Source organism: Bowdeniella nasicola (assembly GCF_900107735.1).
Taxonomy (GTDB): domain Bacteria; phylum Actinomycetota; class Actinomycetes; order Actinomycetales; family Actinomycetaceae; genus Bowdeniella; species Bowdeniella massiliensis.
In genome coordinates this window covers 1-21901 of sequence record NZ_FNQV01000002.1, presented here as the reverse complement: position 1 = coordinate 21901, position 21901 = coordinate 1, and the positions used below count along the sequence as shown (strand labels likewise).

The following is a 21901-nucleotide window of genomic DNA, read 5'->3' as shown; positions in this document are numbered from 1 at the left end:
CTTCATCCTACGCGGTGCGCCCACCGACCCGCGCGGCTCGCAAGGTGTGCGATCGCGATGGGTCCGGCCGTTGACGAGCGCATCACGTGCGGACCAATGAGCGCCGCCTCGGCGCCAGCGGCGCTCAAGGCTGCAAGCTCTGCATCGTCGATCCCGCCCTCGGGCCCGATGATGACGGCGACCTGCCCGGTTGGCGGCAGCGCGATCTGCGCGATCGGCTGCGTGGCGCTTTCGTGGCCGACGATCCACGTGCCGCCGGCGGCGATGAGATCGGCGAGCGCTGAGCTCGTGACCATGGAGTGCACGCGCGGCACCCACGATCGCCGGGATTGCTTGGCGGCACCGGTGGCTATCGCCTGCCAGCGCTGTTGCCGTTCGATCGCTTTCTTGCCGTGCCACTGGACAATCGAGCGGTTGGCCTGCCACGGGATGATGGCATCAACGCCGACCTCGCAGGCCATTTCGACGGCGGCCTCGTCACGCCCCGACTTTGCGAGGGCTTGGACGAGGATGAGGCGCGGCTCGGGAGCAGGCTCCTCATGCACCTCGGCGATATCGATCGTGAGTTCGGAGGCCGACTTATCGGCGCTTGTCACCGTCCCGCAGACACGAAGCCCCTGCCCGTTGACGACGTGAACGATCTCGCCGGGACGTAGGCGTCGGACGGCGACGGCGTGGCGCGCTTCGGCGCCGCGCAGTGTGAGCGATGACCCGACGCTCGCAGCGATGAGGTCGGCGTCGAGAAAGACGGGTGCGGTCACAACCCGATCTTTTCCCGGAGCCTGCTAAAGACCGAGGAGGCGGGAGCAATCTTGGGCTCGACGCGCTCTTCGCCCCGCAGCTCGGCGAGCTCGGCCAAGAGTTCTTGTTGGCGATCGGTGAGGTTCGTCGGGACGGCTACATCGAGGTGGCACAGCAGGTCGCCGCGACCTGCGGACCGGAGGTGGGTGACACCGAGGCCGCGCAGGACCTCCACGTGGCCGGAAGGCGTGCCGGGCGCGATCGTAATGTCGCGTTCCCCGTCGAGGGTCTCAAGCGTGATGACGGTTCCGAGCGCAGCGGCCGTCATCGGGATGGTCAGCGTGCAGTGCAGGTCATCACCCTGCCGCGCAAAGACCGGGTGGGCGCGGACATGGGTTTCGATGTACAGGTCGCCCGCTGGGCCACCCCCGGGGCCGACCTCGCCGCGACCCGTCATACGGATGCGCGTGCCGGAATCGACTCCGGCCGGGATGTCGACGGTGATCGTCGTGCGGGTGCGAACGCGGCCGTCGCCGGAACACTCGGTGCACGGGGTTTCGATGATGGTGCCATGGCCGCGGCATTCCGGGCAGGGCGCCGTCGTCATGACCTGGCCGAGGAAGGAGCGTGCAACGCGCTGAACACTGCCGCGACCACCACAGGTTGAGCAGGTTACCGGGGAGGTTCCCGGCGCGCAGCACGTGCCCTGGCAGGTCGAACACACGACGGCGGTATCGACCTGGATGTCCTTGGAGGTGCCGAACACGGCATCGGCGAGCGTGATGTCGAGCCGAACGAGGGCATCTTGGCCGCGGCGGCCTCGCGGCACCGGGCCGTGGGCGCTGCCGCCGCCGGTTGCCGCCGAGAAGAAGGTGTCGAAAAAGTCGGAGAAGCCGCCGAACCCGCCGCCGGGCATCCCACCGCTGAACGCGCTTTCGCCGCCGAGGTCATACATTTGGCGCTTTTCCGCGTTGGAGAGCACATCGTAGGCGCGCTGGACTTCCTTAAACTCATCCTCCGAGCCGGGTCCTGCGACGTCGGGATGGAGCTTACGCGCAAGCTTGCGGTAGGCGCGCTTAATCTCTTCGGTGCTCGCCTGCTGCGAAACGCCGAGGATGTCGTAGTAATTTCTCACGAGTCGTCTTCTCCAGAAAGGATGCGGGATATGTAGCGGGCTACGGCGCGCACGATCGTCATCGTGGCGGGGTAATCCATCCGTGTTGGGCCCAAGATACCAAGGGCCGCGAGAGTCTCCGCGGGGGCGGAGTAGGTCGATGAAATGAGCGAGGTCTCTGCCAGCTGATCGTGGTGGGTCTCGGAGCCGATGCGTACGGTCACGGCCTCGTCTTCGGTCATCTCCGTCAGCAGTTTGAGGAGGACCACCTGTTCCTCGAGTGCCTCAAGCACCGGCCCGATGGAGCGCCTGAAGTCCGAGGGCGTGCGGGCCAGGTTCGCGGTGCCGGCCATCGCGACACGGTCAACTGATTCACTTTGCAGAATCTGCTTGAGCTCTTCGTGGATGGTTGCCAACAGGGGCTCAATCTCTTGCGGCACGAGGGCCGACAGCTCGCTAACCGGCTGATCGAGCTCGGGCAGGCGCTTGCCCACGACCGCCGCATTGAGGGCGGTCTTCAGCGCATGGAGTTCTTCGTCACTCAACTCCAGTGTGCAGCCAATCGTGCGCTGTTCGACACGGCCGGAGTCGGTGATGATGACGAGCAACAACAGTCGCGGCGACAACTGGACGAGTTCGAGGTGGCGCAGCGCGGTGCGGTGCAGCGAGGGGTATTGGACGACCGCGACCTGATGGGTCAGGGTCGCCAGGAGCCGCACGGAGCGGTCAATGATGTCTTCGAGGTCGACGGCGTCGCGCAGCAGGGTTTCAATCGCGCGACGTTCGGCGGCGGACAGCGGTTTGAGACCGGAGATCTGGTCGACGAAGGCACGGTAGCCGAGGTCCGTCGGGATTCTGCCGGCAGAGGTGTGCGGTTGGGTAATGAGGCCGGCATCTTCCAACGCTGCCATGTCATTTCGAATTGTCGCTGGGGAAACCCCTAGCTGATGACGCTCCACGAGAGCCCGAGAGCCCACCGGCTCCTTCGTGCTGACGTAGTCTTGCACGATTGCTTGTAGCACCTGGAGTCTGCGATCACTTGCCACGGCTGTCCTCCTTCCGCGCTGTCACTCGAGAGTATCGAGTGCCAAGTCTACCGCTGATGTCCGGTTTGCCTACCGTGGGGTGTGGTCACGTTCGTCACCCGCGAACTGTTCTAGCCTTGGGGGCGTGATGGATCGCTATGGGACCAATATTTTCGACTCGGACCCGCACGCCAGTCGGCGCCCTGCCTCGCGGCAGCACCAACTGAGCTTGGGCGATGTCCTTGAGGACGCCGAAACCGGCTGGGTGGGCGCGGCGATCAGAGTGGAAAAATCCGGCGGGGTGCACCTCGTGGACTTGGAGGATCGGCACGGCCGGATCCGGTCCTTTCCGCTAGGTCCCGGCTTCCTCATCGATGGCAGCCCTGTCATCGTTACACCGCCGAGCGCTCCGGCGGCTCCCGCAGCCCCCACCCGAACGGCTTCCGGCTCACGCGCTACCGGCCCGCGTGCCGCTCAAGTCGCGCTGCCTTCCCGGATCTGGGTGGAGGGACGCCACGACGCCGATCTCATTCAGAAGGTATGGGGCGAGGATCTCGCCTATGACGGGGTGGCCGTGGACCTCCTCGAAGGTGTGGATAACCTCGCGGCGATGCTCCGAGACTTCTCACCTGGCCCCGGCCGGCGGGTGGGCGTGCTCGTCGACCACTTCGTGGCGGGATCTAAAGAGACCCGCCTGGTGAATGATGCACTGGCCAAGCTGCCCGGACGCGACCATGTCCTCGTGCTTGGCCACCCCTACGTGGATGTCTGGCAAGCCATCAAACCCGAACGCGTGGGTCTGACGTCGTGGCCGGAGATTCCGCGACATATCGATATCAAGGTCGGTACTCTGCAGGCACTAGGGCTCCCCCACGCCAACCAGGCGGACATCGCGCGCGGCTGGCGGGCCATCCTTGCGCGCGTTCGCACCTATGCCGATCTCGAGCCAAGTCTTATCGGCCGGATGGAAGAGCTCATCGACTTCGTCCTCGCAGATCGCTACGGACAGGACTAACAGCTATGGATTATTTCGCAGACAACGCCGCCAATTGGGACGACCGCGCCCGGCTCCACGCCGAAGCCGGCTACGGGATGTCCGAGCTCATCGCGGACCCCGCGGCGATCAGCACCACGGTCCGCCGGGACCTCCCCTACCTTGGAGACCTATCCGGGGCTCGCGTCTGCCATCTGCAAAGCCATCTCGGCACGGATACCGTGAGCCTGGCTCGGCTTGGTGCGGAACAGGTCGTTGGGCTCGACCTTTCGGGCGAGTCCGTTCGTCGTGCCCGCACCTTCGCGACCCAGGCGGGCTCCGAGGACAGAGTCTCGTTCGTCCAGGCCAATGTCTACGACGCACGCGAGGCGCTCGACGGCGAGTTCGACCTCGTCTATACGACGATCGGGGTGCTGTGCTGGCTTCCCGATATCGCGTCGTGGGCGCGCGTCGTGGCGAGCCTGCTGAAGCCCGGCGGGCGGCTCTTCTTGCGCGATGACCACCCGATGGCGATGACGATCGGGGACGATATTTCGCGGGGATTTGTGATCGAGCTGCCGTACTTCGAACAGCGCGCGCCGATCACGTGGCTGAGTGAGCAGAGCTATGTCGAGAGCGCGGAAGGTTCGGCGCCGCTTACTGCGGCGCGCAATCACCAGTGGAGTCACTCAATCGGTGAGGTCATCACCGCGGTATTGGACGCCGGTTTGAGGCTTGATGCATTCGAGGAATCGTGGACCGCGGCGTGGCGGATCTGGCCCGATGCGATGGAGGAATGCGAGGATGGTTTCCGCCTCAAGCACGGAGGCGAGAACCTGCCGTTGCAATTCCTCCTATCGGCACACCTGCCCTAGATCCCGAGCAGCGCATAGGTGACCCGGTCGGCTAGCAGCCGGCCCCGCAGTGTGAGAACAGCGCGCCCGTCGGCGGCCGCGGTGGCATCAATAAGTCCGTCGCCCACCAAGGTATCGATCTCAGCTCGTGCGTCCATCGGGATGGCAATTCCCTCACGCAACCGGATACCGAGCATGACGTGCTCCTCGTGGCGCGCCCGATCGGACAGTACCTCGCGGGCGTGTGCGGGCGAGACGCCGGTCGCGAGCAACTGAGCGTAAGCGCGAGGATGCTTCACGTTCCACCACCGCACCCCGCCGATATGCGAGTGCGCTCCCGGCCCGAAGCCCCACCAATCGGAGTTACGCCAGTAATGGATGTTGTGTCGGCATTCGTGGCCGGGGCGTGCGAAGTTTGAGACTTCGTACCACGGGTATCCGGCAGAGGTGAGGAGCTCGTCGGCGATCTCGTACCGGTCGGCCTGTACGTCGGGGTCGACGTCAGGCAGCAGACCGCGCCGAACGTCGGCGCCCATCTTTGTTCCCTCCTCGATCCCGAGGGCGTAGGCCGAGATGTGGTCCGGCTCGAGAGCAATAGCCGCCTGCAGCGACGTCCGCCACGAGTCATGTGACTCGCCGGGGGTGCCGTAGATCAGATCGAGGGAGCACGATAGGCCAGCGTTTTTGGCGGCAGCAATGGCCGTCGCGACATTGTCCGGATTGTGGGTTCTGTCGAGCACCGAAAGGACGCGCTCGTCGGCGGATTGCATGCCGATCGAGACCCGAGTGAACCCGGCAGCTGCGAGCTCAGCAGCATAGCTGTCGCTCAAGGTATCCGGGTTCGCTTCAGTCGTCACTTCCGCGCCTGGTACCAGCCCGAAACGCTGTTTCAGCGCATCAAGCATGGCTGCGAGATCTGCGGCAGGCAGCAAGGTCGGGGTGCCGCCGCCAAAGAACACGGTGTCGAGTTCTCGCTCTGGAAACTCGGCGAGCACGGCGCCCGCAAGCTCAATCTCGGTGGCGAGCGTATTGGCGTATTGGTCTCGGTCCGCGCCGGGGCCAAGCTCTCTGGCCGTATAGGTGTTGAAGTCGCAGTAGCCGCAGCGCACCGAGCAAAACGGCACGTGGACGTAGGCGGACCATGGACGCTCGGCGGCGCCGTGGCGGGCTGATTCGGGCAGCGCGCCCGATTCGGGTGCTGGCTCGCCGTCGGGAAAAGCCGGCACTATCGGGCCTTCCGGTAGGCAACCAGGTCGTAGGGGAAGCGTCCTTCGGCTTCAGCGCGGGCTTCGAACTTGGTAAGCGTTCGTCCCGCAAAACGACCCTGGTTATAGAGCTCGAAGTCGGGGTGTGCCGACAGGACGTGAATCATGTGCGAAGCGTAGGCGCGCCAATCGGTCGCTAGTCGCCAGGCACCACCATCGACTAGCACCTGGGCGACGTCGGTCGCGAAAGTCTCCTTGACGAGTCGACGCTTGTGGTGGCGCGACTTCTGCCAAGGGTCCGGGAAGAACGTCCAGACCTCATCGATGCTATTGGCGGCAAAAAGGTGAGTCAGTCCCTGCTCGGCGTCCGCCTGGATGAAGCGAAGATTGCTCACGCCGGCCTGGTTGGCCTTCACAAGCGCCTGGGCGATTCCGGGCCGCCAAACCTCAAAGCCGACGAAGTGGGTGTCGGGGTTGAGCGCGGCCGCGTGAACGATCTGATCGCCCGTTCCGGTGCCGATTTCGATGATCGTGCGCTGTGCGGGGCCACCAAAGATCGCTGCCAGATCCAAGGTCTGATCTGGAGCGACGGTCGTAAAACCGTCGGCTCGTTCCACCTCGATCACACGATCGTCAGCGAACCTCTCCCACGCCGCGGCCTGGGATCGGGTCATGCGCTCACCGCGACGGACGAATGATGTCGTTCGGGCGTGATACCTGTTCGTCATCCTGCTATCCCTCCCGCATGACGGCCGCGATGAGGTACTTCAACGTGTAGGGCGCCACGGTCATCTCGCCGGCGTCGTGCAGCGCGAGGATCGCGCGCGCATCAGCGGGATCGTGGTGTGAAAACCACTGTGTCACTGAGACTCCATGGCCGGGTCGATCGAGGAGTTCGACGCTATCGCCCGCGGTGATCGTGCCGGGCTTGTGGACCTTGAGATAGACCCCGGGTCGTCCCCGCTGACGAAAGGTGCGATTCCAGCGCTCAATACCCATGTGAAACGAAAACGTCGCGCACGGGTTACGCGGCCCCGTCACCTCAACCTCGATACCCCCGATGCGCCACTTTTCACCGATCTCTGCATCGTCGATGCCCCAGCCCGTGGGTGACGCGATGCGCAGGTTCTCGCCAAAGTGGCCATAGAGCAGGTCTGTTGCGAGTTCACGTTCCCAGTATGCGAACTCGGCCGAGTCCATAACGTAGATGGCTTTATCACGGCCACCGTGGTGTTTGCGGGCGCATTGGATATCGCCCTGCAGGCCAAGGTCGTCGACCACCACGGCCTTTGCGGTCGGCCGCTTGTCAATCGCGCTCAGACCCACCGGTCCCGGCACCACCGTCAAGACAGGGTGCGCTAAGCACACCGCCTCGACTCGTCCGAGGACGGTCATTTCTTGCCCGTCGGCGCATCCGAGGATAGCGCCGCAACAAAGGCCTCCTGCGGCACCTCGACGCGACCGATGGCCTTCATCCGCTTCTTGCCTTCCTTCTGCTTTTCCAGCAGCTTGCGCTTGCGGGAGATATCGCCGCCGTAGCACTTGGCGAGCATGTCCTTGCGGAGCGCGCGGATGGTCTCGCGAGCAATGATGCGCGAGCCGATCGCGGCTTGAATGGGAACCTCGAATTGCTGGCGCGGGATGAGGTTCTTGAGTTTGCCGGCCATCTCCACGCCGTACTCGTAGGCCTTGTCGCGGTGGACAATGGCGGAAAAGGCGTCGACCGTGTCGCCATGTAGCAGGATGTCGACCTTGACGAGATTCGCGACCTGGTCGCCCGTCATGTCGTAGTCGAGGGAGGCATAGCCCTTCGTACGCGATTTGAGCTGATCGAAAAAGTCGAACACGATCTCGGCGAGCGGGAGCTCGTAGCGCAGCTCGACACGCTCCGGAGAGAGGTAGTCCATTCCAAGCAGGTTGCCGCGGCGGTTTTGGCACAGTTCCATGACGGCCCCGACGAAATCACTTGGCAGCAAAATCGTCGCCTTGACCATGGGCTCGTGCACGGCGTGGACCTTCCCGTCGGGAAACTCCGACGGGTTCGTCACGGTCACCGTGGTGCGGTCTTCCATCTCGACGGTGTAGACGACGTTGGGCGCAGTTGAGATGAGGTCGAGATTGAACTCGCGCTCCAATCGCTCCCGCACGATTTCGAGGTGAAGCAGGCCAAGGAATCCGCAGCGGTAACCGAAACCAAGGGCCGCGGAGGTTTCCGGCTCGTAGACGAGGGCAGCGTCATTCAGCTTGAGTTTGTCGAGTGCCTCTCGCAGCGCCGGATAATCCGAACCGTCAATCGGATACAGGCCTGAAAAGACCATCGGCTGTGGATCGCGGTAGCCCGCGAGTGGCTCGGTTGCTTCGCGAGCGGTCGTCGTGACGGTGTCACCGACACGCGACTGGCGAACATCCTTCACACCGGTAATGAGGTAGCCGACCTCGCCGACGCCAAGACCCTTCGACGGCGTGGGCTCCGGAGAAATCACCCCAATTTCCAGCAGCTCGTGACGGGCCTTCGTCGAGAGCATCTCGATGCGGTCGCGCGGCTCGATATGACCGTCGATGACGCGCACATAGGTGACGACGCCGCGGTAGGTGTCGTACACCGAATCAAAGATCATGGCGCGGGTGGGTCCGTCGGAATCACCCTGCGGAGCGGGGATTTCGGCGACGATTCGGTCGAGCAATTCGGTCACGCCGGCGCCGGTCTTACCGGAGACCCGCAGACAGTCCTCGGGCTCGCCACCAATGAGTCCGGCAAGTTCCTCCGCATACTTCTCGGGCTGGGCCGCGGGCAGATCGATCTTGTTCAAGACCGGGATGATCGTCAGATCGTTTTCGAGCGCCATATAGAGGTTGGCGAGAGTCTGCGCCTCAATCCCCTGGGCCGCATCCACGAGCAGGACCGCACCCTCACAGGCCGCAAGCGAGCGTGAGACCTCATAGGAGAAGTCGACGTGGCCGGGCGTGTCAATCATGTTGAGCGCGTAGGGCTGCTCGCTCACGACCCAGGGCATCCTGACGGCCTGAGATTTGATCGTGATCCCGCGCTCGCGTTCGATATCCATGCGATCGAGGTACTGGGCGCGCATGAGTCGCTCCTCGACTACCCCCGTGAGTTGGAGCATGCGGTCAGCAAGCGTCGACTTACCGTGGTCGATATGCGCAATGATGCAGAAGTTACGCAGCAGCGACGGGTCGGTGGCCGCGGGGCGAATGGCATCAAGGGCCGGGTTATTGCTCAGGGGCACGAACAGATTCCTCATTTCCCAAAACGTCGTCCGCGCCATTGTCGCATGACCGCAAGGATCTAACCCAGTTGCGCCAAGGACGAACGCGCCACGTTTAGGCGTGCTTTGGGCCGCCGGCGGTGTCAGAGTAAAGACATGACATCGTCGCAGACTGTCACGAAGCTGCTGCCAACCCTGCTGCGCATTGCACACAAGCCGGGAGGGCTGCTCCTCATGGCTGCAGCAGGGGCAACCGGTCTGCTGGCCCTCATGTCGCTGGCTGTCATTGCCTCCTCCTCGTCACCGATCCGGTTCTTGCCGCTCGCGCTTGCCATCGTGCTATGGATCTTTATCGCGGCGTTCGGCATCTACCGGGAAATCCTGCGACGCAACTTGGACGATCTCGAGCGTCAGGCAACCGGCGTCGCCGTCGTCATCGATGATGACGTCGTCAGCCATGATCAGGAAGTCGCGCCGTATCAATCATCGGGTGCGGTGAACTCGGCGCTGCACGACGAGGCACAAGCCCTCGGTGAGGCCTATCGCGAAACGACAATTCGCACAGCGAAGTACTTTCCGCGCATCGAAGCCGCCCAACGCGGCCTTATTCGCGCCGCGGGTGGGGTTGTCAATGCGCCGTACCTCAAGCACGACCTTCGAATCATCATTGGGTCGTTTATCGGGACCGCAGCGGCGCTCCCCCTCGCCCTATTCGGCTTCATCGTGTGCGCATTTGCCTTGCTCTTGAGCTAACAACGCGTCTCCTTTGTACAGTGGAGACGTGAATTCCCTGTTTCGACGCGGTTTGCGACTTGTCTCCCAACTCGCGACCGATGCCTTAAAGTCATCCCGCACGAGCGCCTCACCGCGCCGGGTCCAGCCGGCGCCACGTGCCAGCGCAACCATCGGCGAGTACGACACGACGCGCGGCTTGCCTCGCTTCGAGTACTCACCTGAACTCGACGGTGATGCCGATCCCGGCGAAGTCGTCTGGACGTGGGTGCCCTACGAAGAAGACGCCACCCAGGGTAAGGACCGTCCGGTCCTCGTCCTCGCTCGAGAGAGCAATCAGCTGATCATCGCGCAGCTCACAAGCAAGGACCACGACCGGGACGCAGATAAGGAAGCGCGCTACGGCCGCTACTGGATGGATGTGGGCAGCGGCGTCTGGGATCGTCGCGGCCGCCCGTCAGAGGTGCGTCTCGACCGGCTGTTGTGGGTCTCGCCCGATGTTATTCGGCGCGAAGGTGGTCGTCTCGACAAGCCGGTCTTTGATGCGGTGACTGACGCGTTGATTTCTCTTCATCAGGGCTAGCCTGCCGCTCTTGCCAGGACTTGCGTGTCTTGGCGGATCTCTTAGCGCGTCGCATGCCGAGAATTCCTGCAATGATGCCGATCACGATCGGCATCCACAGCTTGGGATGGTCAATCAACCACTCCAACCAGGCAGGCAATGCAGGAAGTGATGGCAGCGAGATCTCGGGCCAAGGAATATTGATCTGTGGCCACGGGATATTGATTTCTGGCCAAGGGATATTGATCTGTGGCCACGGGATATTGATCTCGGGCAGGAAACTGAGGAGCCACGTCACTATCCGTTCGATCAGTGGTGCGGCGAGAATGACGATGAGCGCCCACCCCACCTTGCCCATGCCCGCCATGATCGGGAAAACCAAGCGTTTCCAGGGGGAGGCTTCCATTGCCTTGAACCGACGCTCTGCCGGCGAGTTGTTCGGGACATCAAACAGCGCGACTTCGTGGCTGCCGCGATCGCGAAAGTAGATCGAGCGAGGTTCCCCAAATAGGTTGACATCGATGTCGATGAAGGGCTCATTGCCGATCGGCACGGTCCGCGTCGGGATGTCAGGCTCGTCATCCTCTTCGTCGGCCTCGAGCTTGACGGGCACTTTCGCTCGTTCCATGTTCTTTAGGCGCGCACGAACCTCGCCATTGACGGTGAAGAGCATCGACCGTTCTTTGCCTGCCGTGCGGCGATCCTTCAGCTTGGTGAGTAACGCAGTGAGTCGATTCTTGGGGCTGTCGTGTTCTTCCCAGTCAGGAGGGTCGGCGTGCTTACGCGGGAACTCCGGGTCGTAGGGGTGAAGCTCGACGGGCCGCGCGATACGGACGACAAGCTCACCGAACTCGGGATGGTTGAGTCGCCACTCTTCCACTGCTGTCCCCACTTTGTTTCATTAACGGATTTACTATACCGACGCGCCAGGGTGCGGCGATTCACACCCGGTGGTGGGCATTAGCGCGCGGATTCACTAGCGGCGTCAGGGGGTTTCGGTGATAGTGTTGATCCTCGGTGTACCGCATGGTCGTGTGGCGCACCTGTCGGAGCCAACCACGTGCCATCCCCACGGCCCAGTCCCGGCGCCGACACTATCCCTCACTGACCGAATCCGATCGCGCAAGCGAACAACGAAAGAGTTCACCACAAGTGGCTAACATCAAGTCTCAGATCAAGCGCAACAAGACGAACGAGAAGGCTCGTCAGCGCAACAAGGCTGTGAAGAGCGAGCTCAAGACCTACGTCCGTCGTGTCCGTGAGGCAGTTGCTGCGGGCGATAAGGACGCCGCCGAGAAGGCGCTGACTGTCGCGAGCCGCAAGCTCGACAAGGCTCACTCCAAGGGCGTCATCCACAAGAACCAGGCAGCCAACCGCAAGGGCAAGCTCGCCCGCGCCGTTAACTCCCTGTAAGGACGCTCCAGCATACGCTGATTCGAAACCGCCGAGACCGCTCAGGTCATCGGCGGTTTTCGTTTATCTAGCCGCGTGCCGCGCCAATGGCCAAAATGGCTTTCTCGACCGCATAGACCGGATCCTTGCCTCCGCCTTTGACGTCCTCATCGGCTTGCGCGACCGCAATGATTGCGGCTCCCAAGCCTTCCGGACGCCATCCGCGCAGCTCGCGGCGAGCGCGGTCGATCTGCCAGGGCGCGAGCCCTACATCGCGCGCGTTCAGCCCCCGCGCCTGCATGCCGCCCACCTTCGCCAACGAGCGAAGTTTCATCGCCAACGCGGCAACGAGTGGCACCGGTGATGTGCCGGTATCGATCGCATGTCGTGACAGTGCCAGGGCTTTGGGAATATCGCCCGCGAGCGCCGCATCGGCAACGGCGAACCCAGAGGCTTCCACCCGGTTTCCGTAGTAGCGCTTGACGACATCTGTCGTGACAGTCCCGGAAGTATCAGCAATGAGCTGCGCGGAGGCTGCTGCGAGTTCAGCCACATCCGAGCCGACCGCCTCAACGAGCGCGGTCACAGCCTCCCTATCGATACGTCGCCGAGCGCGCCGAAAGTCCTGCGCAATAAACGCGGCCTTATCGCCATCGGTTTTGATTTCCTCACACGCAACTACGGGCCCCGCAGTAGCTAGCGCATCGAGGAGCTTCTTACCGCGTTGTCCCCCGCCGTGGTGAACAATGACCCAACAGTCCTCTTCGACGTGCTCGAGGTAGTCCAGCATTTCCGTGAGAAACGCATCGTTCATTTGGTTGGCGTTGTCCACCATGATGAGTCGCCGCTCGCCGAAGAGAGACGGTGAGGTCAACACGCCGAGCTGCGCAGGTGCATAGGCTGCCGCATCAACATGGGTGATTTCGGTATCCGGGTCGATGTCGCGGGCTTGGCGCATCAATCGGGTTCGTGCGCGATCGGCGAGGACCGCTTCGGGACCTTTAATGAGGACGATGGGCGCAAGTTCCACGACGTCCCAGCTGAGTCCGGCGGGGGCTTTTCGTTGACGGGGAGGCACGCCTTCACTTTCTCACGATCCGCCGCGGCGCGTCACAGCGACACCGTCCGGCGTGGCGTGAAAGGTCAATGCGCCGTCGCGATCGGTGCGGAAGATTGTTCCGCCGCTCGCCTCATACAGCTCGATCGCCGACGCTGTGGGGTGGCCATAGTCGTTATCGGCTCCTACCGAGATGACCACGACAGGAGCCGCCAACTGATGTGCGAGTTCTGGCAGCTGACGCCCCGAGCCGTGGTGAGCCATCACCAGCACATCGATCTCGGGACAGCGCGGGACCGAACACACCGCTGATAGCCGACGATAAAGCTCGGCCTGCCCCTCCAGTTCAAGGTCGCCCAAGATGAGGGCGCGGATGCCCCCGGATTCGGCATACACCACAAGCGAGAGATCATTAGCACCAGCATCGTGGTCCCAACTATCGGCGACTGCGCGGGTAGGGCCCCAGATTTGCCACGTGGCCTGCCCACTTGAACCGGTGAGGTACCTTCCCTCCCGCACGGCATCGGTGATGTCGATGTCGGCCGATGCGGCGAGTTGAGACGTCTGCTCTGTGTTTGCGCTCGGGTGACGGCTGGGACCGATGATGATCTGCCCGACGTCCACACCGACGAGTACATCGTGCAAACCACCGACGTGATCGGAGTGCGGGTGAGAGAGGAAAACGATGGGGAGATTTGAAATGCCGGCCTGAGATAAGCAGCGTTCAACACCGGCGCCGGGACTGCCGGCATCAACGAGGAGTGCCGAGGTCGGTCCCGCGCGGATGAGGAATGCCGAGCCTTGTCCGACATCGCACTGCCACATATCCCACTCACGGACTCCACCGCTCGCCCAGCGGTAGGTGACAACGCCGCAGATGACGGCAGCCATAGCGATTGCCAGTGCCGCCCGCATGCGGCGACGGGAAGCCTGACGTTTTCGTGGCCGGGTGGATAGCCACCGGTCAGCGGCAATGACCGTACCAAGAACCACGAGGCATCCACCGATTGCGATCGCGACGCCACCAATCCCCTCCGGCAGGCCGTAGCGAGCCACGGGCAATTCGGCAAAGAACTGAGCCACTCGCGCTAGCCACCACGTAAGACCCGACGATACGTGGGCCAGAACGCTTGCGGCCCGGGGAAAAACCGGAGCGAGCAGGGCCGCCGGCATCGCGGTCAGCAGGGCTGGGATGAACGCGGGTGTGGCGATGAGATTCGCGAAGATTCCATAGGTTTGGACCTCGGAAATCATAAGGGCAATGATCGGCGTACATGCCAGTTGTGCAGCTAGCGGCACAGCGAGCGCACGGGCCAGTTGTTGGGAGAAGAACCGCGCTAACACGCGGGTCATGATGGGTGTCAGGAGCATCAGGCCAGCGGTCGCGGTGACGGACAGGGCGAAGCCGTAGCTGCGAGCAGAATGCGGCCAGATCGAAACGACGGCGATCACCGCCACGCTGAGGGCTGGCAGGCCCGTCGGTGCTCTGCCGCGCAGCCGCGCAAGCAGCACGACTAGGCCCATGACGGTGGCGCGTTTGATCGAGGGCATCGGGCCAACGAGCAAGAACATCCCAATGAGGGTGGCCGCACCCGCGGCAATGCCCGCCCACCGTGGCAGCGCAGCGGTCAGCAGGAGAACGGTCGCAAGGATGACGGCGACGTGGGCACCGGAGACCGCCGTCAAATGGGTGAGGGAGGCGGCCTTCATAGCGTCATCGAGACTTGCTGGCAGGCGGGAGCGATCGCCGATCGAGATGCCCGGCACGAGGCCCGCCCCCTGGGGCGAGAGTTCGTCGGCCACGGCCCGGAAGTCGGTTCGGATCCGAGCGGTGAGGGCCCCAAGTCCGCGTGGCGGTGAACTCTCGGCCAGTTTGCTGGCGGACAGGAGCGCGGCCGACTCTTCACCGGGGCGCGCCGCCCGCAGCCGCCCGCTCGCGGTGATTCTACTGCCCGCGCTGATACCGCTTGTTGGCCCGAGGATCGTGACGACCTCACGGCTGGCATGGCACTGCCCTTTCAGGCACACGCGGGTAGCGTCGGCGATGAATCGGCGGCGGTCCCCTGCCCACTCCGGGCCGGTGATCGCGACCGGATCGGTGCGGGCGATCGCCTCGATAGAGACGACGAGGTTGTCGGTGCCGCGCTTGGCCGCCTCGGCGATGATGGTCCCGCGGGTCGCGACATGCACGCCGCTCGTGAGGATGCCGAGCCCTAGCCCGACGGCGATAAAGACTGCAAGGACGCTGCGTTCGCTGTCGCGGTGGCGGCCGCGCCGGCGGGCGTGGCTGAGCGCCGCAAGCAGGCTCGCCATAAGGAAGGCCGCGAGGGCGATCGTGCGCGGCGCGGAAAGGACGAGCCATGCCCCGGCCCATGTGCCAAGGGCCAGTGGAGCAAGGCGTAGATCGAGAGCCGGGCGGCGAGATTTCACTTCGCCTCGACCTTTTCGCGCAGCCGCGATAACAGCGCGGGTCCAATCCCGGATACGTCATCAAGCGCGTCGACGGAAGTGAACGGCCCGTTGGTCTCGCGGTGGTTGATGATGCGTTCGGCGAGGGCGGGCCCGATGCCGGAGATCTGTTGGAGCTGTTCGCTCGTCGCGGTGTTGACGTTGATCAGTCCCTCGGCTGGCGTTGCGGCCCCTGCCGCGGCGGGCGGGGCCTCCCCCGGTTTGGGAACGTGGATGTGCTCGCCATCTTCCAGATGGCGCGCGAGGTTCTGAGCCGCCGGATCGGCCCCCGCGCGCAGTCCCCCGGCCGCCGCGATCGCGTCGGTGAGCCGGGCTGTGGCCGGCAGCGTGTACACGCCCGGCTTCTCGACCTCGCCCGTGAGGTAAATGACGATATCTGCGCCCGCTGCGGGCTCTTCGGGGACAACGACGGGGCCCGATGGCGAGGCCGTTGCGGGCGGGGTGGCAATGACCGTTGCCGTTGTACCGGTGGCCAGATGAAAGCCGAGCGCCGCGACGGCACTGATGAGGGTGAGGGCCACAAGCGCGAGGACGACGCGCGGGCCCGCCAACACCCGGACTCGACGGCGCTCTATGGGTTCGCTCCCAGCGCGCAGATCTGACATGCCGCCAACCTAGGGCGGCCTGCCTTCTCGCGGCGGGCGCCGGCGGAGGGAAACGTCTACAAGAGGCCCGAAGATGCGCTAGTGGATATCCGCGGCCAGCGCGGGGGTCAGGCACAGACCCCAGTAGGTTTGCCCGGTGTGGACGGTCAGGGCCTCCGGCAGCGGGGCAACGCGCAGGTCGCGGACGGGAACGTCCGCGACGGCGAGAGCAGCGGCGACCTCATCAGGAAACGGATCGTCCCCTGGGACGTGGCAAAAGCAGTCGACGCCGTCGGCGGGCACCGCTCGCGCGGGCCGCGCCCCGAGGTGAGTGAGCGCGCGGGCGATCATGCGGTTGCGGGCACGCTTCTTGCCGCGCACGGCCTCGGCAAGGCGGAGCTGTCCCTCGCGCACGTCGATGATGGGAACGATGCCGAGGGCGGTGCCGATCATCGCGCTCGGCAAGGCGAGTCGGCCGCCAGCGACGAGCGGCTTCAGATCGCCAACGAGCAGCTGCGTCATGGATTTGGCAACGACCTCGCGGACGATGGCGGCCGCGGCAGCCGGCGATGTCGCGCGGGAGGCCGCAAGGACGGCAAGGCCGAGCGTGCCGCCCGTCGTGAGGGTATCGATGACCTGGCAGTCGGCCCCGTGCTCCACGACGATTTGGCGCAGCGCCTGGGCCGTGCCTGACAGCTTGGAGGACAGTACTGGCGCGATGACGGGACGCGTACCGGATAGGCTGGCGCGATCTAGCGCGTCGAGCAGTGCGGCCGCGCTGGGTTGGGACGTCGTGGGGCGGCCCGCTGCGTGTTCGACGCTGAGGGGTACCTCGATGATCGGAACGCGGGCCGCCTCGCTGCTCGCGGCGGGCAGCGCACACGAGGAATCCGTGAGCAGCGCAAAGGTCATATCGCTAGCTTGCCACGAATAGGATAGGCCTATGACGGATACGCCTGATCTCGCTGCCCTGAAGGCGGCGGCGGCCGCGGCCGCCGCCGAAGCCGCCGAAGCCGAAGCCAAAGCCGCCGCCGCGCGAGCCGCAGCCGCTGAAGCCGCCCTCGCCGCCGCCGCTGCCGCTCCAGAGCCCGCGGCCCCGGAGCCCGCGGCGCCGAGTGATTCGCCCCAGGTCCAGACCATCACCGAGGGCTACCACTTCGACGGCGAAGTGCTTCAGCTCGGCGTCCTGCTGGAGGACGGGCAGCCGGTGCCAAGCGCCCGAATCTCGCTACCGCTTGCCATGATGAACCGCCACGGCCTCGTCGCGGGCGCGACGGGCACCGGCAAGACGCGCACGCTGCAGCTCATGGTCGAGGGGCTATCAACGGCGGGCGTGCCGAGCTTTGTCATGGATATCAAGGGCGATCTGACGGGCCTGCTTGAAGCCGGCCAGGGCTCCGATAAGCTGAGCGCCCGCACCCAGGCGCTCGGCCAGCAGTGGGCCGGACGCGCATTTCCCGTCGAGCTCTACCGCCTTGGCAGCGCGGGCGTCGGGATCCCGGTGCGCACGTCGATCACCGACTTTGGTCCGCTACTGCTCGCGCGCGTCCTAGAGCTGAACGACACGCAAGAATCCGCGTTGCAGCTCATCTTCCACTGGGCCGATTCCCAGCAGCTGGCACTCATTGACGTCAAGGACCTGCGCGCCGTCGTCGCCTATCTCGCAAGCGATGAGGGCAAGGAGTCGCTGAAGGCTATCGGCGGTATTTCGTCCGCGACGGCCGGCGTCATCTTGCGTAAACTTGCCGCGCTCGAGGCGCAGGGCGGTGACGAGTTCTTCGGCGAACCGGCCTTTGATACCGCCGACCTGCTCGCCATGACGGGCGAGGGCGGCGTCATCTCCGTGCTCGAGCTGCCGAGCGTGCACGATCAGCCCGTGCTGTTTTCGACCTTCGTCATGTGGCTGCTGGCCTCCCTGTTCCAGACGCTGCCTGAGGTTGGCGACGGGGAAAAACCGAAGCTCGTCTTCTTCTTCGACGAGGCGCACCTGCTGTTTAACGGCGCCTCGAAGGCCTTCCTCGATGAGGTCATCAAGACAGTGCGGCTCGTGCGTTCCAAGGGCGTCGGCATTTTCTTCGTCACGCAGACCCCCAAGGACGTGCCCGCCGACGTGCTGGCACAGCTGGGTGCCCGGGTGCAGCACGCGCTGCGAGCCTTCACGCCGCAGGACGCGAAGAAGCTGAAGGAAACCGTCTCCACGTTCCCGACTTCCCCCTATGACCTGGCCGAGGTGCTGACCTCGCTCGGCACGGGCGAAGCCGTCGTCACCGTGCTGGACCGCAAGGGCCGGCCCACCCCCGTCGCGCCGACGCGCCTGTTCGCGCCCGCTGCGAACATGGGCGAGGCGAGCCCGGGCGTTGCTGAAGCGCACGTAGCCGCGTCGGCGAAACTCGCTCGCTACAAGGACGCCGTCGACCCGGAATCCGCCTTCGAGCTCCTCGAAGCGCGCGTGGCTGCCGAGGCGCGGGCACGCGAGGAGGCCAAGGCCGCCGAGGCCGCCGCCAAGGAGGCCGAAAAGGCGCGAGCCGCCGCCGATAAGGCGCGCGAGAAGGAATACGAGCGGATGCGTCGTCAGGCCGAAAAGGACGCGGAGGCCGCGCGGCGTGAGCAGGAGCGTGCGGCCGCGAAGCGCTCGCGCGTCATGGAGGACATGCTGCGCACCGCGGGCCGGACGCTCACGCGTGAGATCACTCGCTCGATCTTCGGCACCCGCCGCCGCTAGTCGCGCGGCGGCACGATGTTGACGAGCTTGGGCGCGCGCACGATGACCTTCATCGGCTCGCGGCCAGCCAGGTAGCGCTGCGCACCGGCCGAGGCGATCGCGAGCTGAGCGAGGTCATCGTCGGCGATATCGACGGGAACCTCGAGCCGGTCCCGTACCTTGCCCGCGACCTGCACGACGCACGTCGTCGTCTCATCGACGAGCTTGTCCGCATCCGCGAGCGGGAAGGGCTCAAAGGCCAGCGAGTCGGCGTGCCCGAGGCGCGACCACAGTTCCTCGGCGATGTGCGGCGCGAGCGGGGAGACCATGAGGATGAGCGGCTCGATCGCGGCGCGCGGCACTGCCGCAAGCCCGGTGAGGTGATTGTTCAGCACGATCATCTTGGCGATCGCGGTGTTCATCCGCAGATTGTCAAGTTCCTCGGTGACGTCGGCGATGGTGCGCGCCACCAGGCGCGCGGTCTCCTCGCCCATCGGCTCCTCGTTGACCGTGACCTCGCCGGTGTTTTCGTCGACGACGTTTCGCCACAGCCGTTGCAAGAATCGCTGCGAACCGACGACGGCGCGCGTCTCCCAGGGACGGGACAGGTCCAGCGGCCCCATCGACATTTCGTAGAGCCGGAAGGTGTCAGCGCCGTAGGTCTCGCACATCTCATCGGGCGTGACGATGTTCTTCAGCGACTTGCCCATCTTGCCGTATTCGCGCGTGACGGCCTCGCCCTGCCAGGTAAAGCCCGCGCTCTCATCGCCCTCGACCTCATCGGCCGGCACGTACTGGCCGCGCGAATCGGCGTAGGCATAGGCCTGGATATAGCCCTGGTTGAACAGGCGGTGGAAGGGCTCGAAGCTCGTGACGTGGCCCAGGTCGTAGAGCACCTTGTGCCAGAACCGGGCGTAGAGCAGGTGCAGCACGGCGTGTTCGACGCCGCCGACGTACAGGTCCGCGCCGCCGGAGCCGCCCGGCGTTTTCGGGCCCATCCAGTAGGCCTCATTGGCCGGGTCGATGAGCACATCGTCGTTGTTCGGGTCCAGGTAGCGCATCTCATACCAGCACGAGCCCGCCCAGTTGGGCATGGTGTTGGTATCGCGACGGTAGGTCTTCAGCCCATCGCCGAGGTCGAGCTCGACCTCGAGCCATTGCGTGGCCCGCCCCAGCGGCGGCTCCGGGGAGCTCGCGGCGTCGTCCGGATCGAAGGTGCGCGGGGAGAAATCGTCCATCTCGGGCAGCGTGACGGGCAGCATCTCCTCGGGCAGCGCATGCACCTGGCCGTCCTCGTCGTAGACGACGGGGAACGGCTCGCCCCAGTAGCGCTGCCGGCTAAAGAGCCAGTCACGCAGGCGGTAGGTCGTCGTGGCCTCGCCCAGGCCCTGCTCGGCGAGCCAGGCCGTCATCGCGGCCTTCGCATCCTCCTTGGTCATGCCGTTGAGGCTGATGTCCTCGTTCGCGGAGTTAATGATGACGCCGTCGCCGGTGTATGCGGCGTCTTCGACGCCATCGGGCGAGTCGATCGTCGGGATGATCGGCAGCTCGAAGCGGGTGGCAAAGGCGTGGTCGCGCTCATCGTGGGCGGGCACCGCCATGATCGCTCCGGTGCCGTATCCCATGAGGACGTAGTCCGCGACGAAGATCGGGACCTGCTCGCCGTTGACGGGGTTGATGCCGTAAATACCGGTAAAGACCCCGGTCTTGACGCGCTCTTCGTCCTGACGTTCGGCCTCCGAGCGGCGCGCGGCCTGCTCGCGGTAGCGGGCGACGGCCTCGGCCGGGGTTTGCGCTCCCCCGGTCCACGCCTCGCGGGTGCCGCTCGGCCACGAGGCCGGAACGAGCAAATCATCGCCGCTGCCAAGCAGCGGATGCTCGGGCGCGATCACCATGAACGTCGCGCCAAAGAGCGTATCGGGCCGCGTCGTGTAGACCTGCAGCGGGGTTTCGCTGCGACCATCGCCGCCGGGCACGGTGAAGGTAACGGTCGCGCCCTCGGAGCGGCCAATCCAGTTGCGCTGCATCGCGCGGATCTTGTCGGGCCAGTCGATCGTCTCGAGGTCATCGACAAGGCGGTCGGCGTAGTCGGTGATGCGCATCATCCACTGGCGCAGGCGGGAGGCAAAGACCGGGAAGTTGCCACGCTCTGAACGACCCTCGCTCGTGACCTCTTCATTGGCGAGCACGGTGCCAAGTCCGGGGCACCAGTTCACCGGCGCGTAGTCGATGTAGGCCAGCCGGTGGCTGTCGATTAGCTCGGCGCGCTCGGCGGCCGAATACTCTGCAAAGGGGCGGCCGTCGGGCGTGGGGCGCACGCCGGTGGTGAACTCGTCGACGAGGTCGGCAATCGGGCGCGCCGAGCCTTTGCCGCCATCGCGTCGGGTGGCCTCGGGGTCATACCAGGAGGAGTAGATCTGCAGGAAGATCCACTGCGTCCACTTCACGTAATCGTCGTCCGTCGTCGCGATGGAGCGTCGCAGGTCGTGCGAGAGCCCAATGCGCGAGAGTTGGCGGCGCATATTCGCGATGTTTTCGTCAGTCGTGACGCGTGGATGCTGGCCCGTCTGGACGGCGTACTGCTCGGCGGGCAGGCCGAAGGCGTCGTAGCCCATGGTGTAGGCGACGTTCTTGCCCTTCATGCGCTGGTAGCGCGCGACGACGTCGGTGGCGATGTAGCCGAGCGGGTGGCCGACGTGCAGGCCCTTGCCCGAGGGGTAGGGGAACATGTCGAGCACGAAGAACCGCTCCAGCTCGGCCTTCGGCCCAGCAAGATCACCCACGGGATTGTCCGCATTGAAGGTGCCGCGCGTCTCCCAGCGCTGCTGCCAGTCGGCCTCTAGCTGGCCCGCAAGCTCCGCCGTATAGCGGTGAGCGGGGACAGCGGCCGGGGTGTGGTTCTCAGTGGTCATGCCTCGCATTCTAGCGGGCTAGATGTAGTTCCTTGGGACGTTGCGAACGGTCGAGATGAGATGAAGACCTCCGGCAGGATGTGGGTTACCACACTCGCATCCAGTCACCGGAGGTCTTCATGTCTCACGCTAACGCACCCCTTACACCCGAAGGGCGCCGCCGTCTTGCCATCCTGATCGTGGACGAGGGCTGGCCAATCAGGCGCGCAGCCCAACGGCTCCAAGTCTCGCCCTCGACCGCACAGAAATGGGCGGCACGTTATCGCGCTGGTCTGCCACTCACAGACCGTTCCTCCCGCCCGCGCACCTCACCAAACCGGCTCCCAAAGAAGCGTGAGCATCGCATCCTCTCG

At 64.8% G+C, this 21901-nt stretch carries 20 protein-coding genes; 7 read left to right on the top strand and 13 right to left on the bottom strand.

What is annotated here, in order from left to right; translation table 11 throughout:
* Window positions 1–2: 2 nt before the first annotated feature.
* The 3 genes from BLU67_RS01330 to hrcA are packed head-to-tail and all read right to left on the bottom strand — an operon-like array spanning window position 3 to window position 2901.
* Window positions 3–761, bottom strand: coding sequence for a 16S rRNA (uracil(1498)-N(3))-methyltransferase (locus BLU67_RS01330; RefSeq protein WP_092561251.1), 759 nt, complete (start codon window positions 759–761; stop codon window positions 3–5).
* On the bottom strand, window positions 758–1876 hold the full coding sequence (gene dnaJ, locus BLU67_RS01325) for a molecular chaperone DnaJ (RefSeq protein WP_092561249.1): 1119 nt from the start codon (window positions 1874–1876) through the stop codon (window positions 758–760). Before dnaJ ends, BLU67_RS01330 begins: the two co-directional genes overlap by 4 nt.
* Window positions 1873–2901 (bottom strand): heat-inducible transcriptional repressor HrcA, encoded by a 1029-nt coding sequence (gene hrcA / locus BLU67_RS01320; protein WP_092561247.1) that lies wholly within the window; start codon window positions 2899–2901, stop codon window positions 1873–1875. The genes dnaJ and hrcA overlap by 4 nt, the downstream gene beginning before the upstream one ends.
* Before the next feature lie 127 nt (window positions 2902–3028).
* Here hrcA and BLU67_RS01315 point away from each other — a divergent pair, with 127 nt between their 5' ends.
* Both BLU67_RS01315 and BLU67_RS01310 read left to right on the top strand, forming a co-directional pair.
* Window positions 3029–3895 carry a DUF3097 family protein gene (locus BLU67_RS01315; protein ID WP_092561245.1) on the top strand — a complete coding sequence of 289 codons (867 nt, stop codon included), beginning with the start codon at window positions 3029–3031 and terminating at the stop codon, window positions 3893–3895.
* A 5-nt stretch (window positions 3896–3900) separates the two neighbouring features.
* Window positions 3901–4728, top strand: a complete 828-nt coding sequence (locus BLU67_RS01310) for a class I SAM-dependent methyltransferase (protein ID WP_092561243.1) — start codon at window positions 3901–3903, stop codon at window positions 4726–4728.
* On the opposite strand, the gene hemW is transcribed toward BLU67_RS01310, so the two are convergent.
* From hemW to lepA, 4 genes are read right to left on the bottom strand one after another with little or no spacing between them, the layout of a single operon-like run.
* Entirely contained in the window at window positions 4725–5936 is a 1212-nt protein-coding gene (gene hemW, locus BLU67_RS01305) for a radical SAM family heme chaperone HemW (protein ID WP_092561241.1), read from the bottom strand. The two genes, BLU67_RS01310 and hemW, sit on opposite strands and share 4 nt — an antisense overlap.
* The gene (gene trmB / locus BLU67_RS01300) at window positions 5933–6586 is read right to left on the bottom strand and encodes a tRNA (guanosine(46)-N7)-methyltransferase TrmB (RefSeq protein ID WP_261976991.1); all 654 of its coding nucleotides are present in this window, start codon (window positions 6584–6586) and stop codon (window positions 5933–5935) included. The genes hemW and trmB overlap by 4 nt, the downstream gene beginning before the upstream one ends.
* Before the next feature lie 58 nt (window positions 6587–6644).
* Complete coding sequence (locus tag BLU67_RS01295) at window positions 6645–7307, bottom strand: MOSC domain-containing protein (protein WP_092561237.1); 663 nt, start codon at window positions 7305–7307, stop codon at window positions 6645–6647.
* Window positions 7304–9160 (bottom strand): translation elongation factor 4, encoded by a 1857-nt coding sequence (gene lepA / locus BLU67_RS01290; RefSeq protein WP_410002412.1) that lies wholly within the window; start codon window positions 9158–9160, stop codon window positions 7304–7306. Before lepA ends, BLU67_RS01295 begins: the two co-directional genes overlap by 4 nt.
* Window positions 9161–9295: 135 nt before the next feature.
* On the opposite strand from lepA, the gene BLU67_RS01285 reads away from it, so the two are divergent.
* A complete protein-coding gene (locus BLU67_RS01285; protein ID WP_092561233.1) occupies window positions 9296–9892 on the top strand; it encodes a hypothetical protein in 597 nt (198 codons plus the stop codon).
* Window positions 9893–9920: 28 nt separating this feature from the next.
* Complete coding sequence (locus tag BLU67_RS01280) at window positions 9921–10454, top strand: type II toxin-antitoxin system PemK/MazF family toxin (RefSeq protein WP_092561231.1); 534 nt, start codon at window positions 9921–9923, stop codon at window positions 10452–10454.
* On the opposite strand, the gene BLU67_RS01275 is transcribed toward BLU67_RS01280, so the two are convergent.
* Complete coding sequence (locus tag BLU67_RS01275; RefSeq protein WP_092561229.1) at window positions 10372–11313, bottom strand: hypothetical protein; 942 nt, start codon at window positions 11311–11313, stop codon at window positions 10372–10374. The two genes, BLU67_RS01280 and BLU67_RS01275, sit on opposite strands and share 83 nt — an antisense overlap.
* Window positions 11314–11585: 272 nt before the next feature.
* Between BLU67_RS01275 and rpsT the strand changes: the two genes are divergently transcribed.
* Window positions 11586–11846: a 30S ribosomal protein S20 gene (gene rpsT, locus BLU67_RS01270; RefSeq protein ID WP_092561227.1), complete on the top strand. Its 261-nt coding sequence runs from the start codon at window positions 11586–11588 to the stop codon at window positions 11844–11846.
* 67 nt (window positions 11847–11913) lie between these two features.
* Here rpsT and holA read toward each other — a convergent pair whose 3' ends face one another.
* From holA to BLU67_RS01250, 4 genes are all read right to left on the bottom strand, one after another.
* The gene (holA, locus tag BLU67_RS01265) at window positions 11914–12903 is read right to left on the bottom strand and encodes a DNA polymerase III subunit delta (RefSeq protein WP_092561225.1); all 990 of its coding nucleotides are present in this window, start codon (window positions 12901–12903) and stop codon (window positions 11914–11916) included.
* Window positions 12904–12915: 12 nt separating this feature from the next.
* Window positions 12916–15312, bottom strand: coding sequence for a ComEC/Rec2 family competence protein (locus BLU67_RS01260; RefSeq protein WP_092561223.1), 2397 nt, complete (start codon window positions 15310–15312; stop codon window positions 12916–12918).
* Window positions 15309–15956 carry a ComEA family DNA-binding protein gene (locus BLU67_RS01255; protein ID WP_092561221.1) on the bottom strand — a complete coding sequence of 216 codons (648 nt, stop codon included), beginning with the start codon at window positions 15954–15956 and terminating at the stop codon, window positions 15309–15311. Before BLU67_RS01255 ends, BLU67_RS01260 begins: the two co-directional genes overlap by 4 nt.
* A gap of 78 nt (window positions 15957–16034) precedes the next feature.
* Entirely contained in the window at window positions 16035–16847 is an 813-nt protein-coding gene (locus BLU67_RS01250) for a DegV family protein (RefSeq protein WP_092561219.1), read from the bottom strand.
* 31 nt (window positions 16848–16878) lie between these two features.
* On the opposite strand from BLU67_RS01250, the gene BLU67_RS01245 reads away from it, so the two are divergent.
* Window positions 16879–18657 carry a helicase HerA-like domain-containing protein gene (locus BLU67_RS01245; protein WP_092561217.1) on the top strand — a complete coding sequence of 593 codons (1779 nt, stop codon included), beginning with the start codon at window positions 16879–16881 and terminating at the stop codon, window positions 18655–18657.
* Here BLU67_RS01245 and leuS read toward each other — a convergent pair.
* Window positions 18654–21548: a leucine--tRNA ligase gene (gene leuS, locus BLU67_RS01240; RefSeq protein WP_092561215.1), complete on the bottom strand. Its 2895-nt coding sequence runs from the start codon at window positions 21546–21548 to the stop codon at window positions 18654–18656. The genes BLU67_RS01245 and leuS overlap by 4 nt on opposite strands.
* A 119-nt stretch (window positions 21549–21667) precedes the next feature.
* On the opposite strand from leuS, the gene BLU67_RS01235 reads away from it, so the two are divergent.
* The coding region (locus tag BLU67_RS01235; RefSeq protein ID WP_176780649.1) for a helix-turn-helix domain-containing protein at window positions 21668–21901 on the top strand (234 nt) is incomplete at its 3' end.

Bases quoted from the DNA above. Each gene is read 5' to 3' on its own strand.
- BLU67_RS01315 (WP_092561245.1), top strand. From the start codon at position 3,029: ATGGATCGCTATGGGACCAATATTTTCGACTCGGACCCGCACGCCAGT.
- BLU67_RS01310 (WP_092561243.1), top strand. From the start codon at position 3,901: ATGGATTATTTCGCAGACAACGCCGCCAATTGGGACGACCGCGCCCGG.
- trmB (WP_261976991.1), bottom strand. From the start codon at position 6,586: ATGACCCGATCCCAGGCCGCGGCGTGGGAGAGGTTCGCTGACGATCGT.
- BLU67_RS01295 (WP_092561237.1), bottom strand. From the start codon at position 7,307: ATGACCGTCCTCGGACGAGTCGAGGCGGTGTGCTTAGCGCACCCTGTC.
- BLU67_RS01285 (WP_092561233.1), top strand. From the start codon at position 9,296: ATGACATCGTCGCAGACTGTCACGAAGCTGCTGCCAACCCTGCTGCGC.
- BLU67_RS01255 (WP_092561221.1), bottom strand. From the start codon at position 15,956: ATGTCAGATCTGCGCGCTGGGAGCGAACCCATAGAGCGCCGTCGAGTC.
- BLU67_RS01250 (WP_092561219.1), bottom strand. From the start codon at position 16,847: ATGACCTTTGCGCTGCTCACGGATTCCTCGTGTGCGCTGCCCGCCGCG.
- BLU67_RS01245 (WP_092561217.1), top strand. From the start codon at position 16,879: ATGACGGATACGCCTGATCTCGCTGCCCTGAAGGCGGCGGCGGCCGCG.
- leuS (WP_092561215.1), bottom strand. From the start codon at position 21,548: ATGACCACTGAGAACCACACCCCGGCCGCTGTCCCCGCTCACCGCTAT.